Below are 14,768 nucleotides of genomic sequence, written 5' to 3' on the forward strand. Positions count from 1 at the left end.
GACCGGCCTTCCAGATGAGCACCACCCACGCGATCCGCCACATCCGCATCACGCCCATTGCCTTCCGCGATCCGCCGCTGCTCAATGCGGCGGGCATCCATGAGCCCTGGGCGCTGCGCTCGATCATCGAGATCGAGACCGCCTCGGGACTGGTCGGCATCAACGAAAGCTATGGCGACCAGCCCATGCTCGATGCGCTGGCCAAGGCCGCGCCCGCCCTGGTGGGCCTGTCGCCCTGGGCGCTCAACGAGATGGAGGTGCGCGTCGCGGCCCTGGTGGCTCCGCCTGCGCTGACGGCTTCCGAGTTCCTGGGCCAGCAGGTGTCGCTGGCGCCGGGCACCCATGTGTCCAAGACCGTGGCCAAGGTGGTCAGCGCCTTCGAGGTGGCCATGCTGGACCTGCAGGGCCAGATGGCGCAGGCGCCCATCGTGGACCTGCTGGGCGGCGCGGCGCGCGATCGCGTGCCGTTCTCGGCTTACCTGTTCTACAAGTACGCCGAGCACATCGACAAGCCCTATGGATCTTCCGGGCCCGACGCCTGGGGCGAGGCGCTGGCGCCGCAGCAGCTGGTGGAGCAGGCGCGCCGCATGATTGCGCAGTACGGCTTCCAGAGCATCAAGCTCAAAGCCGGCGCGCTGCCGCCCGAGCAGGAGGCGGCCGGCATCCTGGCGCTGGCCGATGCCTTTCCGGGCACGCCGCTGCGCATCGATCCCAATGGCAACTGGACGGTGGAGACCAGTCTGAAGATCGTGCAGCAGCTGCAGGGCGTGCTCGAGTACTACGAGGACCCGGCCCCCGGCCTGGACGGCATGGACGCCGTGGCACGCGAGTGCGATGTGCCGCTGGCCACCAACATGGTGGTGACGGACTTTGCCGAATTCCGCCGCAACGCGGACATGGGCTGCCCCGTGAAGATCGTGCTCAGCGACCACCATTACTGGGGCGGGCTGCGCGCCACGCAGCGCCTGTCCACGCTGTGCCGCACCTTCGACCTGGGCCTGTCCATGCACAGCAATTCCCACCTGGGCGTGAGCTTGGTGGCCATGACGCACCTGTGCGCCAGCGTGCCCCTGCTGACCTATGCCTGCGACACGCACTACCCCTGGCAGGACGAGGAAGTGGTCGAGGGCGGCCGGCTGCAGTTCGAGCAGGGCAGCCTGCGTGTACCCACGGCGCCCGGCCTGGGTGTGACGCTGGACCGCGAGGCCCTGGCCCGCCTGCACGACAACTACCTGCGCTGCGGCATCCGCAACCGCGACGACCTGGGGCAGATGCGCAAGTACGACCCCGCGTTCACCGGCCACCAGCCGCGCTTCTGAACCCGCTTTCACACCATTCCAACGACAAGCCCTTGCCGGAGACAAGCACCATGCAACGCCGCACACTCATCCAGCATTCCCTCGCCAGCGCCCTGCTGCTGGGCACGGCCCTGACCGCCATGCCCGCCGCCGCGCAGGGCAACTGGCCCACGGGCAAGCCCATCACCTACCTGGTGCCGTTTCCGCCTGGCGGCAATACCGATACGCTGGCGCGCGTGATCGCCCAACCGCTGAGCAAGGCCCTGGGCACGCCCGTGGTGATCGAGAACAAGGGCGGCGCGGGCGGCAGCGTGGGCTCGGCCATTGCGGCACGCGCACCAGCCGATGGCTACACCATCCTGGGCGGCACCATCAGCTCGCACGCCATCAATGTGAGCCTGTACGCCAAGCTGGACTACGACCCGGTCAAGTCCTTCACGCCGGTCGCCATGCTGGGTTCGGGCCCGCTGGTGCTGGTGGTGCCGGCCTCCAGCCCCTACAAGACGCTGGCCGATGTGCTGGCCGCCAGCAAGGCCAAGGCAGCGGCGGGCGGACTGACCTCGGCCTCGCCGGGCAGCGGTACCTCCAACCACATGGCGCTGGAACTGCTGGGCTACCAGACGGGCGTGAAGTTCACCCACGTGCCCTACAAGGGCAGCGGCCCGGCCGTGCAGGACGTGATCGGCGGCCAGGTGGACATGATGTTCGACACCGCCCTGGTCGTCGGCCCCCATGTGCAGGCCGGCAAGCTGCGCCCCATTGCCGTGACCAGCGCCAAGCGCCTGGAGTCGCTGCCCGATGTGCCCACCATCGCCGAGGCGGGCGAGAAGGGCTTCGACATGGGATCGTGGCAGGCCGTGTTCGCGCCCGCAGGCACGCCGGGGCCCATCGTGGACCGGCTGCATGCGGAGATCATGAAGATCGTCGCCACGCCCGAGGTGCAGGCGCGGCTGAAGAACTTCGGCATGCTGCCCTCGCAGATGACGCCGGCCGAGCTGGGCGAGTACCAGAAGGCCGAGGTGGTCAAGTGGGGGAAGGTGATCAAGGCTGCTGGAATAAAAGCTGATTGACCCCCTGAGGCGCTTCGCGCCTTCCCCCTCTCTACTCGCTGCGCGAGGGAGGGGGACGACACCCTTGCTGCGGGGCGGCCCTTGCTTGGTGTCCCTCGCTTTGGGCCGCGCCGGTTGCGTGGGCTGTGCCGCTTGCTTGGGCGGGCTGTGCCCAGCAGACAGCGACAAGAAACTGAAAAGACATTGCCATGAGTACCCCACTTCCTCTTTCCATCCGCATGCATCCGGCCGATAACGTGGCCATCGTGGCCAATGACGGGGGTTTGCCTGCGGGCACGGTGATGCCCGGGGGGCTGGTGCTGGTCGACAAGGTGCCGCAGGCGCACAAGGTGGCGCTGGTGGACATTGCCGAGGGCGGCGAGGTGCGCCGCTACAACGTGGTCATCGGCTATGCGCTGCAGGCCATCGCCGCGGGCAGCTGGGTGCATGAGCGGCTGCTGCGCATGCCGGGGGCGCGGTCGCTGGAGGGGCTGCCGATGGCCACGGTCAGGCCACCCGCTCTGGAGCCGCTCACGGGCTACACCTTCGAAGGCTACCGCAATGCCGATGGCACGGTGGGCACGCGCAATATCCTGGCCATCACCACCACGGTGCAGTGCGTGGCCGGGGTGCTGGATTTCGCGGTGGGCCGCATCAAGGCGGAACTGCTGCCGCGCTATCCGAACGTGGACGATGTGGTGGGCCTGGAGCACAGCTATGGCTGCGGCGTGGCCATCGATGCCGTGGGCGCCGAGATTCCGCAGCGCACGCTGCGCAACATCAGCCACAACCCGAATTTCGGCGGCGAGGTGATGGTGGTGAGCCTGGGCTGCGAGAAGCTGCAGCCCGAGCGGCTGCTGCCGCCGGGCTCGTTTCCCATCGTCGATGAGCGAGAGCCCGCGCTGGACGTGGTCTGCCTGCAGGACGAGGCGCACGTGGGCTTCATGTCCATGGTGGACTCCATCATGGACAGCGCCAGGGCGCACCTGGAGCGCCTGAATGCGCGCCGGCGCGAGACCGTGCCGGCCAGCGCCCTGGTCGTGGGCGTGCAGTGCGGCGGCAGCGATGCCTTCAGCGGCGTCACGGCCAATCCGGCCGTGGGTTTCTGCACCGATTTGCTGGTGCGCGCAGGCGCCACGGTGATGTTCAGCGAGGTCACCGAGGTGCGCGACGGCATCGACCAGCTCACCTCGCGCGCCTGCAGCCCCGAGGTGGCCGAGGCCATGATCGAGGAGATGGCCTGGTACGACGCGTACCTGGACAAGGGCCGCGTGGACCGCAGCGCCAACACCACGCCGGGCAACAAGAAGGGCGGCCTGTCCAACATCGTCGAGAAGGCCATGGGCTCCATCATCAAGAGCGGCACGGCGCCCATCACCGGCGTGCTGTCGCCGGGCCAGCGGCTGGCCGACCGGGGCATCAAGAGCGGCCTGGTCTATGCGGCCACGCCGGCCAGCGACTTCATCTGCGGCACGCTGCAACTGGCCGCCGGCATGAACCTGCATGTGTTCACCACGGGCCGGGGCACGCCCTACGGCCTGGCCCAGGTGCCCGTGATCAAGGTGGCCACGCGCAGCGACCTGGCGCGGCGCTGGCATGACCTGATGGACGTGAACGCCGGCCGCATCGCCGAAGGCCAGGCCAGCATCGAGGACGTGGGCTGGGAGATGTTCCGCCTGATGCTGGACGTGGCCAGCGGCCGCAAGAAGACCTGGGCGGAGCAGTGGAAGCTGCACAACGCCCTGGTGCTGTTCAATCCAGCGCCCGTGACCTGAGCCGCGCGCGGCGCGCAAAGGCCCCTGTCGGCACAGGCTGACAGGGCGCCGGTGCGTCGCTGCGCACAATGGGGGCCATGCCCTCAGATACCCCGGAAACTCCTCCCGCCCCGTCCTGGTCCGCGCGCCTGCACCGGCTGCTGGAACTGAACCCGCTGCGCGCCATGTGGAATGCCGTGCAGCTGTGGCTGGACGCCGATGGCCTGCGCATGAGCGCCGCCATGTCCTTCTACGGCATCCTGAGCCTGGCGCCGCTGCTGCTGCTGGTGGTCGGCCTGCTGGGCTGGTGGGTGGACCGCAGCTATGTGGAGCACCAGTTGATCGACCAGGTGCAGGACGTGATCGGCGAGCGCGGCGCCCAGGTGGTGCGCGGCGCGCTGGAAAGCGCCCAGCGTCCGGACGAGGGGCGGCTGGCCTCGCTGTTCGGCTTCATCCTGCTGATGTCGGGCGCCACGGGCGTGTTCGTGGAACTGCAGTCGGCGCTGGAGAAGCTGTGGACCTCGGGCGGCGAGCCGCCGCCGCCCAAGGCCGTCTGGTGGCGCATGGCGGCGCTGCGGCTGCGCGGCCTGACCTACGTGCTGGCCCTGGGCTTTCTGCTGCTGGTGTCCATGGCGCTGTCCACCGCCATCCAGCTGATCACCAACTGGGCCGGCACGCGGCTGCAGATGCAGCCGCTGGGGCCGTTGATCAGCCTGGTCAACGAAAGCGTGTCCTTCGGCATCGCCGTGCTGCTCTTCGTGGGGCTGATGCGCATCGGCGGCGGGCCCAAGCCCCGGCTGCGCTATCTCATCTTCGGCGCCATCGTCGGCGCCCTGCTGTTCACGCTGGGCAAGCAGGCCCTGGCTTGGTACCTGTCCACGGCGGCCGTGGTCTCGGCCTATGGCGCGGCAGGCTCGCTGGTGGTGCTGTTGATGTGGATCTATTTCTCGTCGGCCATCCTGCTGCTGTCGGCCGCAACGGCCAAGGCCTTCAGCGATGCCAAGGTGCGCTTCACCCATCCCATCCGCTGGGACGCGGCCCAGCCGCCCAGGGACGCCTGACCCACGGCGGTGCTGGCGTTTGCGTTTCCTGTGATGATGCCGACGCATCACAAGTCGCGGCTGCCAAGGGCCGCAGGAACGGGAAGAAGATGGACCGATTGCAGACCATGCGGGTATTCCAGGCCGTGGCCGACGAGGCCGGGTTCTCGGCGGCGGCGCGCCGCCTGGACCTGTCCGTGCCCACGGTCACGCGCCTGGTGGCCGACCTGGAGCAGCACCTGGGCACGCGCCTGTTGCAGCGCACCACGCGCAGCGTCTCGCTGACCGAGGCGGGCGAGGCCTACCTGGAGCGCGTGCGCGGCATCCTGGCCGATGTGGAGGATGCCTTCAGCCTGGCCCAGGCGCATACGCTGGAGCTGTCGGGTCCGGTGCGCGTGCTCACGCCGCCGGTGTTCGCCGAGCATGTGCTGGCGCCGCTGGTGGCGGATTTCCACCGCCTGCATCCGCGCATCTGCATCGAGGTCTTCGTGGAGTCGGCCAGCGAGGCGGCCGTGGGCGAGTACGACATCACCTTCGTGAATGCCGAGGAAGGCTATGACGGCAACGTGGTGGCGCGGCCCATCGTCACCACCTGCGGCCTGGCCTGCGCCTCGCCCGAGTACCTCGAAGCCCATGGCGTGCCTGCCGTGCCCGAGGAGCTGGCTGGCCACCAGTGCCTGCTGCGCCGGCGCATCCAGGGCCGCTCCGACCTGCTGCGCATGCGCCGCCTCGACGGCCACGCGGGCGAGGTCGAGGTGGCCGTCCAGCCCGTGCTGGTGGCCAACCACACGGGCACGCTGCTGCGCGCCACGCTGGACGGCGCCGGCATCAGCACCCAGCCGCTGGACCTGATCGCGCGCCACCTGCGCTCGGGCCGGCTGCGCCATGTGCTGCCCGAATGGACCACGGGCCGCTTCACGCTTTACGCCACCTTGCCCACGCGCAAGTTCATGCCGGCGCGCGTGCGCAGCTTCCTGGACTTCGTGGCCGAGCACACGCAGCGCTCCATGCAGGGGCTGCCCGCGAACCTGCCGGCGCTGTCGATCTAGCCGTCCGCGCCCCGCGCCTGTCATCTAGGTTACTGCCGGGGCCGCGCTGGCCTCGGGGTTTCCCAGGTGAATTCCGCTGTGCGGAATCTTCGGGTTGATGCCGCTCAACCCCTGCTCCTAAGCTGGTTTCCAGGCCCTCCGGCAGCGCGCTGCATGCGCTGCAGGGTCGATACAGCACAAAGGAGACGAGGCAATGCGAGAACAGATCCTGGCCGGGCGGCGGGCGCCGGCCACAGCACGCGGGAGGCCGTGAATGGACGTCTTCCTGCAGCAAGTGCTCAACGGCCTGACCCTGGGCGGCATCTACGGCCTCGTGGCCCTGGGCCTGACCCTGGTGTACGGCATCCTGCATGTGCCCAATTTCGCCCACGGCGGGTTCTACATGATCGGCGCCTTCGTGGCCTTCCAGGCCATGGTGGCCTGGAGCTGGGGCTACTGGGCCGCCATGCTGGTGGCGGCCATCGCCGTGGCCGTGCTGGGCGTGGCCAGCGAGCGGCTGGTCTTCCATCCGCTGCGCAAGGCCTCGCCCCTGCATCCCAAGATCGCCTCCATCGGACTGCTGCTGTTCCTGGAGGCGGGTGCGCAGGCGCTGTGGGGCGCGGACTTCCAGCGCATGCCCACGCCCTACACCTCCATCGTGGAGATGGGCGGCATCGCGGCGCCCGCGCAGCGCCTGCTCATCATCGCCGCGGCCTTCGCGCTGATGGTGGCACTGCACCTGTTTCTCACGCGCACCATCACGGGCGCGACCATCATCGCCATGGCCCAGAACCGCGAGGGCGCCTCCATGGTGGGCATCGACGCCAACCGCGTGTCCATGCTGACCTTCGCCATCTCGGGCGTGCTCGCGGCCGTGGCAGCCACGCTGTATGCGCCCATCAACCTGGTCTATCCGGCCATGGGCCACCTGGTCATCACCAAGGCCTTCGTGATCATCATCCTGGGCGGCATGGGCAGCATCCCCGGCGCCGTGCTGGGCGGGCTGATCATCGGCTTCGCCGAGAGCTTCGGCGCCTACTACCTCTCCACCGACTACAAGGACATCATCGCCTTCGTGCTGCTGGTGGTGATCCTGTCGCTGCGCCCGCAAGGCCTGTTCGCGAAAAGAGGCCATTGAATGAAGGCATTCATCGATACGCGCATGGGCTGGGGCCTGCTTTTGGCCGCCGGCATCGCCTTCCCCTGGCTGGCGGGCAACGACTACCACCTCACGGTGATGAGCACGGCCTACATCTTCGCCATCGCCACGCTGGGCCTGAACCTGATCACCGGCTACACGGGCCAGCTCAACCTGGCCCACGCGGGCTTCATGGCTGCCGGGGCCTACACGGTGGGCATCCTCACGGTGGACCATGGCTGGCCGTTCTGGGGCGGGCTGGTGATGTCGGGCGTGGTGTGCGCGGTGCTGGGCTACCTGATCGGCATCGTCTCGCTGCGCCTGAAGGGGCACTACTTCTCGATCTTCACGCTGTGCGTGGGATACATCATGTTCCTGGTGATCGAGAAGTGGGAGGGCCTGACCCACGGCACCGTGGGCATCATGGGCATCCCCGCGCCCGAGGCCCTGGGCTCGCTGAGCTTCGAGTCGCCGCTGGCGCTGTACTACCTGGTGCTGGCCTTCCTGGTGGTGTCGGTGTGGGTGATGCGGCGCATCGTCAAGTCCCTGCTGGGCCGCACCTTCATCGCTATCCGCAACAGCGACGAGCTGGCCGAGGCGCTGGGCATCAACCTCATGCGCAACAAGGTGCTGGCCTTCATGCTCAGCGTGGTCTACGCGGGCCTGGCCGGCGGCCTGTACGCGGGCTTCGTGCGCTTCATCGGCCCCGACATGGCCGGCGTGCACCACACCTTCGACATGATGATCTTCGCCATGGTCGGTGGCATGGGCACGGTGCTGGGGCCGCTGCTGGGCGCCATCGGCATGCCCTGGATCACGCAGTACCTGCAATTCCTGCAGGAGTACCGCTTCATCGTCTTCGGACCGATTCTCGTGATGCTGGTGATCTTCATGCCCTACGGCGTGGTGGGCAGCTTCACCGCATGGCGCGCGCGCCGCAATGCCAGGGAGGGCCAGCCGCATGCTCAAGATTGACCACCTGACCAAGCGATTCGGAGGCCTTGCCGCCGTCAACGACGTCAGCACCGTGATCGAGGAGGGCAGGATCAACGCCATCATCGGCCCCAACGGCGCGGGCAAGACCACCTTCTTCAACCTCATCAGCTGCGTGCACCGGCCGACCTCGGGCACCATCACCTTCAACGGCCAGGACGTGACCTCGCTGCGCACCGACCAGGTGGCGAAGCTGGGCGTGGCGCGCACCTTCCAGACCACGGCGCTGTTCGACCGCGCCACGGTGCTGGACAACCTCATCGTGGGCCACCGGCTGCGCACGCGCTCAGGCCTGTGGGACGTGCTGCGCGGCTCCAGCCGCCTGCGCGAGGAAGAGCGCGTCTGCCGCGAGAAGGCGCGCGACGCGCTGGACTTCGTGGGCCTGTCGCATGTGGCCGGCCGCATCGCGGGCGACATCACGCAGGAGGAACGCAAGCGCGTGGCCTTCGCGCTGGCCCTGGCCACCGACCCGAAGTTGATGCTGCTCGACGAGCCCGCCGGCGGCGTCAACCCCGAGGAGACCGAGGGCCTGGCCGAGCTGATCCGCAAGCTGGTGCGCCACGGCATCACGGTGGCGCTGATCGAGCACAAGATGGGCATGATCATGAGCCTGGCCGACAAGATCCTGGTGCTCAGCTACGGCGAGAAGATCGCCGAGGGCACGCCTGAGGAAATACGCCGCAACCCCGCCGTCATCGATGCCTACCTGGGGAGCGAGCATGCTGAAGTTTGAGAACGTGTCGCTGCGCTACGGCAGCTTCCTGGCGCTGGACGGGGTCAGCCTGCATGCCGACCGGGGCGAGCTGGTGGTGCTGCTGGGCGCCAACGGCGCGGGCAAGAGTTCACTGTTCCTCACGGCCAGCGGCATCCACAAGGCTGCGGGCGGCTCCATCGTCTGGAACGGGCAGGAACTGGCGGGGCGCAAGCCCTCGGCCATCGTGCAGTCCGGCGTGGTGCAGTGCCCCGAGGGCCGCAAGCTGTTCCCCCAGATGTCGGTGCTGCGCAACCTGCAGCTGGGCGCCTATGTGCACCGCCGCGACCCCGGCCCCAGCCAGAAGACGCTGCAGGAGGTGATGGAGCTGTTTCCCATCCTGCGCGAGAAGCAGCACGACCCGGCCGGCTCGCTGTCGGGCGGCCAGCAGCAGATGGTGGCCATCGGCCGCGCCATGATGGGCCGGCCCCAGGCCCTGCTGCTGGACGAGCCCTCGCTGGGCCTGGCGCCCCTGGTCATCAAGCAGATGTTCGAGGCCATACAGCGCATCAACGCGGCCGGCACCACCGTGCTGCTGGCCGAGCAGAACGCCTATGCGGCGCTGAAGATCGCGCACCGTGCCTACGTCATGGAAAGCGGCCGCATCGTGCGCGAGGGCAGGCCCGCCGAATTGCTGGCCGACGACTCCATCCGCAAGGCATACATCGGTGCATGACGCCGCTTCTTGCCTCTACCCAAGCCACCACCACCAACGATCCAAGGAGACAGACATGACAGCATTCGCACCATTGACCCGCCGCAGGGTGGGCACGCTGGCCCTGGCCTGCGCCGCCGTGGCCGCTGCCGGCCCCGCGCTGGCGCAGGAGGTGGTCAAGATCGGCTACTCCGGCCCGCTGTCGGGCGGCGCTGCCCAGTACGGCAAGAACGTGCTCGACGGCATGCAGATGGCCGTCTCCGAGATCAATGCCGCAGCGCCCGAGATCGGCGGCAAGAAGGTGAAGATCGAGATCGTGCCGCTGGACGACAAGTACAACCCGTCCGAGACCGCCATCAACGCCCAGCGCCTGGTGCAGCAGCACAGGACAGCCGCCATCCTCGTGCCGCATTCGGGCGGCATCTATGCGCTGCAGACCTCCAACGAGCGCAGCAACTTCATCGTGCTGGCCTACAGCTCGGTGCCCCAGATCACGGCCCGGGGCAACAAGCTGACGCTGCGCATCCCGCCCGAGTTCACCTCGTACATCGACCCGTTCTCCAAGTACGTGATGGGCCGCTTCGGCAAGAGGGTGGCCCTGGTCGGCGCCGACCATGACTACGCCAAGGCCTGGGTGGCGGCCTTCAAGCCGGGCTGGGAAAAGCTGGGCGGCACCGTGGTGGCCGAGAACCCCATGAGCTACAACCGCGCCACCGACTTCTACAGCGGCGTGAGCAAGGCCCTGGCCGAAAAGCCCGACGTGCTCTTCGTGGGCGGGGCCTCCGAGCCCACGGCCCTGGTCGTCAAGCAGGCGCGCGAGCTGGGTTTCAAGGGCGGCTTCGTGGTCATGGACCAGGCCAAGCTCGACGAGATGGCGCGCGTGGTCGGCGGCTATGCACTGCTGGAGGGCGCCATCGGCGTGATGCCCGTCTCCGAGGACACCAAGCCCGAGAACAAGGCCTTCGTCGAGCGCTACGGCAAGGTCTACCCGGGCCGCACGCCGGGCTCCGAGGCCCAGTGGAACTACACGGCCGTGCACGCCACCGTCAAGGCCATGCAGCTGGCCGGCTCGTCCTCCGACGCCAAGGCCATCCACGCCAGGCTGGACGAGGCCTACAAGTCGCTTCGCCCCGACGTGAACCCCGGCGGCGTCAAGGGCGTGGACGAGCGCGGCGGCACCCTCACCATCGAACGCGGTGCCGCCGTGCGCGACGGCAAGATCGAGGTGGTGCAGACGATGGGGACGCGGTAGTCTGCAATGCAGTCATGGTCCAGGTATGGCCTAATGAAAAAAGGAGCGCTGGCAGCGCTCCTTTTTTCTGGGAGACCGAAGCCTCACAAGAGGCTTGCCCCCCCATCGAGCACCAGCGCCTGCCCCGTCATGTGCCGCGAGGCATCGGAGGCCAGGTAGACCACGGCGCCCTTGAGGTCCTCCTCGCCGCCGATGCGGCGCAGCGGCGCGCGGGCGATGAGCTGGTCGCCGAGCTTGTCGATCAGGCCGTTGGCCAGCTTGCTGGGGAAGAAGCCCGGGCAGATGGAGTTGACGCGGATGCCGTAGTGGCCCCATTCCGAGGCCAGGGTGCGCGCCAGGTGCACGGCTGCCGCCTTGGAGGTGTTGTAGGCCACGGTGTTCATGCCGGGTGGCGTGCCCTTGAAGGCCGCGACCGAGGCCGTGATGATCACGTTGCCCCGGCCCTTGGGGATCATCACGCGGCGGGCCACCTCGCGGGTCAGGAAGAAGGGGGCCGAGACATTGAGGTTCATGACCTTGTTCCAGGCCTCGTCCGGGTATTCCTCGGCCTTGGCGCCCCAGGTGGCGCCCGCGTTGTTGACGAGGATGTCGATGTCGCCGCAGCGTGCCAGCACCTCGTCGACCAGGGCCGGGATGGTGTCGAACTTCTGCAGGTCGTTGGCGAAGGTCTCGACCTGGTAGCCCAGGCCTTGGAGGTGGGCCTTGGCCTCGGCCAGCTCGTCGGCCTTTCGCGCCGTGATGGCCAGCCGGGCGCCCATCTCGCCCAGGGCCTCGGCCATCTGCAGGCCCAGGCCGCGCGAGCCTCCGGTGATCAGGGCGGTCTTGCCGCCGAGGTCGAACAATGCTTTCACGCTCATGGAATGTCTCCTGCCTTGGTTGTCGTGGTGGTGCGATGGCCGCCATCCTAGGTCGGTGCAGGCGCCGGCGCTGTCGTCTCGGATACTGTCGCGCAGGGCTCAGGCCCGGTCGATGTCCTGCTGCAGGCGCCGCACCATGCGCTGCAGCGCGGGCACGCCATCCTGGCGCAGCGCGTCGGCCGTGACGAAGCGCGAAGGCCCGCCCACGCTGACCGCCATCAGCGGCAGGCCGCGCCCCGGCGAGAAGGCCAGGGCGATGGCGTTGACCTCGGGCTGCCAGTCGCCGAACGAGCACGACAGCCAGGGCTGTGGCTGGTTGCCGGCCACGGGCCACAGCGGCAGCTGGGCCTGGGCGGCGGTCCATTGCTCGGGCGCGTGGGACTGCAGGTAGTCCAGGGCCTGCTGGCGCTCGGGCGCGGGGCTGGCGGCCAGCCAGGCGCGGCCCACGGCCGTGGTGGCCAGCGGGATGCGCGAGCCCATGTCCAGGTCGCGGTGCATGAAGCGCGCGCTGGGGCAGTGCTCGATGTAGACCATGTTGTGCCGGTCGCGCGCGGCCAGGGCCACCTCGGCATCGGTGGCGGCGGCCAGCTTGCGCATCAGCGGGCGCGCGATCTGGCGCACGTCCAGGCGCGAGAGCATGGCGCTGCCCAGGGCCAGCGTGGCCGTGCCCAGGCGGTACTTGGCTTCCTCGGGCACGTGGATGAGGTAGCCCAGCGTGGTCAGCGTGTGGGTGAGACGGGAGACGGTGGACTTGGGCAGGCCGCAGCGCCTGGCGATGTCCTGGTTGCCCAGCAGCTTCTCGCCGGAGCGAAAGCAGGACAGCACGTCCAGCCCGCGTGCCAGCGCGACGATGAAGTTGCGGTCGTCGTCGGCGGGCAGGGCTGAGGGGAGGGGGATGGGCGGCATGCGCCGATTATCGGCAGCCGCCCCGCCACGGGCTGTCGTGGGCTTTACTTCTCGACGAAGGCGCGCTCGACCACGAAGTCGCCGGGCGTGGTGGTGTTGCCTTCCTTGAAGCCGCGGTGCTCCAGCAGCTCCTTGAGCTCGTTGAGCATGGCGGGGCTGCCGCACAGCATCACGCGGTCGGTCTCGGGATTGAGCTCGGGCAGGCCGATGTTCTGCGGGAAGGTGCCGGCCGTGATCTGGTTGGAGATGCGGCCCTGGTTGCGGAAGGGCTCGCGCGTCACCGTGGGGTAGTAGACCAGCTTGTCCTTGACGATCTCGCCCAGGAACTCGTGCTCGGGCAGTTCCTTCTCGAACAGCTCCTGGTAGGCCAGTTCGTTGGCGTGGCGCACGCCGTGCACCACGACCACCTTCTGGAAGCGTTCGTAGGTCTCGGGGTCGCGGGCCACGGCCAGCCAGGGGGCCAGGCCCGTGCCGGTGCCGATCAGGTACAGATTCTTGCCGGGCAGCAGGTAGTCGATCAGCAGCGTGCCCGTGGGCTTCTTGCCGACGATGATGGTGTCGCCCACCTGGATGTTCTGCAGGCGCGAGGTCAGCGGGCCGTCGGGCACCTTGATCGACAGGAACTCGAGGTGCTCCTCATAGTTGGGGCTGGCGATGGAGTAGGCGCGCAGCAGGTTCTTGCCGTCGACCTTCAGGCCGATCATCGTGAAATGGCCGTTGGAAAAGCGCAGCGCGGTGTCACGGGTGGTGGTGAAGGAGAAAAGGCGGTCGGTCCAGTGGTGGACGGACAGCACGCGTTCTTCAAGAAAAGCACTCATGATGGCAATACGGTGAATTCGGACAGGCAGGGCCTGCCATGACGTTGCGATGAGGGTCCGTGCCGTGCAGGCACGCGGTGGCGGGGAAGCACAGGGGCAGGGCGCGTGGCGCGATGCCGCTGCTTCGTGGCGGCCGGTGACCGGGGCAAGCTGCGTATTGTCCGGTAAATGGTCCGAAAACGGTGCGGCCCGGGCCTTTGTCTTGATACGGATTAGTGATAAGTCGAATGAAGGTGGCCCGATCCACGCAAACCGTGGTCATTGCTTCCCGGCCGGGCCAGTGTCCAGGACCCAGGGTTGCACGGCCTCGGCCAGCCAGTCCATGAGCATGCGCACGCGCCGCGGCAACTGGCGACGGTGGGCGTAGACCAGGTGCAGGGCCATGGGGGGCGGCGGGTGGCCGGGCAGCACCTCGATCAGCAGGCCCGTGTCCAGCAGCGGCTGCACGGCCAGGCGCGGCACCTGGATCAGGCCCAGGCCGGCCTGGCAGGCCGACAGGTAGGCCTCGGCATTGTTCACCGTGACGGCGCCGGCCATGGGCAGGTAGCGCGCCTCGCCACCTTCCTCGTACTCGAAGCCCTGGGCCCGCGTGCCCAGCGTGCGCTGGTAGTGCACGAGCCGGTGGGTGCCCAGGTCGGCCAGTTGCCGGGGCAGGCCGTGGGCGGCCGCATAGGCGGGGCTGGCGCAGTTGGCCAGGGGCAGCAGGCCCAGAGGACGGGCGACCAGGCCGTCGTCGTCCAGCGGGCCCAGGCGCAGCGCGCAGTCGAAGCCCTCGCCGACCAGGTCCACGCGCCGCTCGGTGCAGCTGATCTCCAGCTCCAGCCCCGGATGCCTGCGCAGCCATTGCGGCAGCAACGGCATGACCACATGGCGCGCCAGGCCCGTGGACATGTCCAGCCGCACCTTGCCTTGCAGCGGTGCGTCCGCGTCCTGGCGGAACTGGCCCTGGAAATCGTCCAGCTCGGCCAGCAGGTCCTGGCAGCGTTCGTAGCAGGCCTGTCCGTCCTGGGTCAGCTGCACGCGCCGCGTCGTGCGGTGCAGCAGCCGCGTACCCAGCCGGGCCTCGAGTTGCTGCACGGCCTGGGAGACGCTCGCCTTGGGCAGGCCCATGCTGTCGGCGGCACGCGTGAAGCTGGCCATCTCGGCCACGCGGCTGAAGATCTGCATCTGTTCGAGAAGCTTCATTGTTTGCCTGTGATGAACAAATAAATCGCGGATACCGTATTTAT

Annotated in this window: 14 protein-coding genes; 10 read left to right on the forward strand and 4 right to left on the reverse strand. The window is 68.4% G+C overall.

The annotated features are described in order from the left end of the window. Positions 1-14: 14 nt before the first annotated feature. The 10 genes from L1Z78_RS01335 (at position 15) to L1Z78_RS01380 (ending at position 10,958) form a co-directional block, all read left to right on the forward strand. Positions 15-1,319 carry a glucarate dehydratase family protein gene (locus tag L1Z78_RS01335; protein ID WP_234639790.1) on the forward strand — a complete coding sequence of 435 codons (1,305 nt, stop codon included), beginning with the start codon at positions 15-17 and terminating at the stop codon, positions 1,317-1,319. Between the two features lie 50 nt (positions 1,320-1,369). After that, positions 1,370-2,368, forward strand: coding sequence for a Bug family tripartite tricarboxylate transporter substrate binding protein (locus tag L1Z78_RS01340; RefSeq protein WP_234639791.1), 999 nt, complete (start codon positions 1,370-1,372; stop codon positions 2,366-2,368). A gap of 188 nt (positions 2,369-2,556) precedes the next feature. Then, positions 2,557-4,122: a galactarate dehydratase gene (gene garD, locus L1Z78_RS01345; protein WP_234639792.1), complete on the forward strand. Its 1,566-nt coding sequence runs from the start codon at positions 2,557-2,559 to the stop codon at positions 4,120-4,122. A gap of 77 nt (positions 4,123-4,199) precedes the next feature. Next, a complete protein-coding gene (locus L1Z78_RS01350) occupies positions 4,200-5,162 on the forward strand; it encodes a YihY/virulence factor BrkB family protein (protein WP_234639793.1) in 963 nt (320 codons plus the stop codon). Between the two features lie 89 nt (positions 5,163-5,251). Then, positions 5,252-6,190, forward strand: a complete 939-nt coding sequence (locus tag L1Z78_RS01355; RefSeq protein ID WP_234639794.1) for a LysR family transcriptional regulator — start codon at positions 5,252-5,254, stop codon at positions 6,188-6,190. A gap of 253 nt (positions 6,191-6,443) precedes the next feature. Next, positions 6,444-7,307 carry a branched-chain amino acid ABC transporter permease gene (locus tag L1Z78_RS01360; protein WP_234639795.1) on the forward strand — a complete coding sequence of 288 codons (864 nt, stop codon included), beginning with the start codon at positions 6,444-6,446 and terminating at the stop codon, positions 7,305-7,307. Beyond that, positions 7,308-8,282, forward strand: a complete 975-nt coding sequence (locus L1Z78_RS01365) for a branched-chain amino acid ABC transporter permease (protein ID WP_234639796.1) — start codon at positions 7,308-7,310, stop codon at positions 8,280-8,282. After that, entirely contained in the window at positions 8,269-9,033 is a 765-nt protein-coding gene (locus L1Z78_RS01370; RefSeq protein WP_234639797.1) for an ABC transporter ATP-binding protein, read from the forward strand. The genes L1Z78_RS01365 and L1Z78_RS01370 overlap by 14 nt, the downstream gene beginning before the upstream one ends. Beyond that, the gene (locus L1Z78_RS01375) at positions 9,020-9,727 is read left to right on the forward strand and encodes an ABC transporter ATP-binding protein (RefSeq protein WP_016448672.1); all 708 of its coding nucleotides are present in this window, start codon (positions 9,020-9,022) and stop codon (positions 9,725-9,727) included. The genes L1Z78_RS01370 and L1Z78_RS01375 overlap by 14 nt, the downstream gene beginning before the upstream one ends. Before the next feature lie 55 nt (positions 9,728-9,782). Then, positions 9,783-10,958 carry an ABC transporter substrate-binding protein gene (locus L1Z78_RS01380; RefSeq protein ID WP_234639798.1) on the forward strand — a complete coding sequence of 392 codons (1,176 nt, stop codon included), beginning with the start codon at positions 9,783-9,785 and terminating at the stop codon, positions 10,956-10,958. A gap of 83 nt (positions 10,959-11,041) precedes the next feature. Here L1Z78_RS01380 and L1Z78_RS01385 read toward each other — a convergent pair whose 3' ends face one another. From L1Z78_RS01385 to L1Z78_RS01400, 4 genes are all read right to left on the reverse strand, one after another. After that, positions 11,042-11,815 carry an SDR family oxidoreductase gene (locus L1Z78_RS01385; protein ID WP_234639799.1) on the reverse strand — a complete coding sequence of 258 codons (774 nt, stop codon included), beginning with the start codon at positions 11,813-11,815 and terminating at the stop codon, positions 11,042-11,044. Between the two features lie 99 nt (positions 11,816-11,914). Next, on the reverse strand, positions 11,915-12,721 hold the full coding sequence (locus L1Z78_RS01390) for an IclR family transcriptional regulator (RefSeq protein WP_234639800.1): 807 nt from the start codon (positions 12,719-12,721) through the stop codon (positions 11,915-11,917). 44 nt (positions 12,722-12,765) lie between these two features. Next, entirely contained in the window at positions 12,766-13,539 is a 774-nt protein-coding gene (locus L1Z78_RS01395) for a ferredoxin--NADP reductase (RefSeq protein WP_234639801.1), read from the reverse strand. 258 nt (positions 13,540-13,797) lie between these two features. Further along, the gene (locus L1Z78_RS01400) at positions 13,798-14,724 is read right to left on the reverse strand and encodes a LysR family transcriptional regulator (RefSeq protein ID WP_234639802.1); all 927 of its coding nucleotides are present in this window, start codon (positions 14,722-14,724) and stop codon (positions 13,798-13,800) included. Positions 14,725-14,768 lie beyond the last annotated feature (44 nt).

The sequence above is a fragment of the Delftia tsuruhatensis genome, assembly GCF_903815225.1.
Classification (GTDB): Bacteria; Pseudomonadota; Gammaproteobacteria; order Burkholderiales; family Burkholderiaceae_C; genus Comamonas; species Comamonas tsuruhatensis_A.

Bases quoted from the DNA above. Each gene is read 5' to 3' on its own strand.
- L1Z78_RS01335 (WP_234639790.1), top strand. From the start codon at position 15: ATGAGCACCACCCACGCGATCCGCCACATCCGCATCACGCCCATTGCC.
- L1Z78_RS01340 (WP_234639791.1), top strand. From the start codon at position 1,370: ATGCAACGCCGCACACTCATCCAGCATTCCCTCGCCAGCGCCCTGCTG.
- garD (WP_234639792.1), top strand. From the start codon at position 2,557: ATGAGTACCCCACTTCCTCTTTCCATCCGCATGCATCCGGCCGATAAC.
- L1Z78_RS01350 (WP_234639793.1), top strand. From the start codon at position 4,200: ATGCCCTCAGATACCCCGGAAACTCCTCCCGCCCCGTCCTGGTCCGCG.
- L1Z78_RS01355 (WP_234639794.1), top strand. From the start codon at position 5,252: ATGGACCGATTGCAGACCATGCGGGTATTCCAGGCCGTGGCCGACGAG.
- L1Z78_RS01360 (WP_234639795.1), top strand. From the start codon at position 6,444: ATGGACGTCTTCCTGCAGCAAGTGCTCAACGGCCTGACCCTGGGCGGC.
- L1Z78_RS01365 (WP_234639796.1), top strand. From the start codon at position 7,308: ATGAAGGCATTCATCGATACGCGCATGGGCTGGGGCCTGCTTTTGGCC.
- L1Z78_RS01370 (WP_234639797.1), top strand. From the start codon at position 8,269: ATGCTCAAGATTGACCACCTGACCAAGCGATTCGGAGGCCTTGCCGCC.
- L1Z78_RS01375 (WP_016448672.1), top strand. From the start codon at position 9,020: ATGCTGAAGTTTGAGAACGTGTCGCTGCGCTACGGCAGCTTCCTGGCG.
- L1Z78_RS01380 (WP_234639798.1), top strand. From the start codon at position 9,783: ATGACAGCATTCGCACCATTGACCCGCCGCAGGGTGGGCACGCTGGCC.
- L1Z78_RS01385 (WP_234639799.1), bottom strand. From the start codon at position 11,815: ATGAGCGTGAAAGCATTGTTCGACCTCGGCGGCAAGACCGCCCTGATC.
- L1Z78_RS01390 (WP_234639800.1), bottom strand. From the start codon at position 12,721: ATGCCGCCCATCCCCCTCCCCTCAGCCCTGCCCGCCGACGACGACCGC.
- L1Z78_RS01395 (WP_234639801.1), bottom strand. From the start codon at position 13,539: ATGAGTGCTTTTCTTGAAGAACGCGTGCTGTCCGTCCACCACTGGACC.
- L1Z78_RS01400 (WP_234639802.1), bottom strand. From the start codon at position 14,724: ATGAAGCTTCTCGAACAGATGCAGATCTTCAGCCGCGTGGCCGAGATG.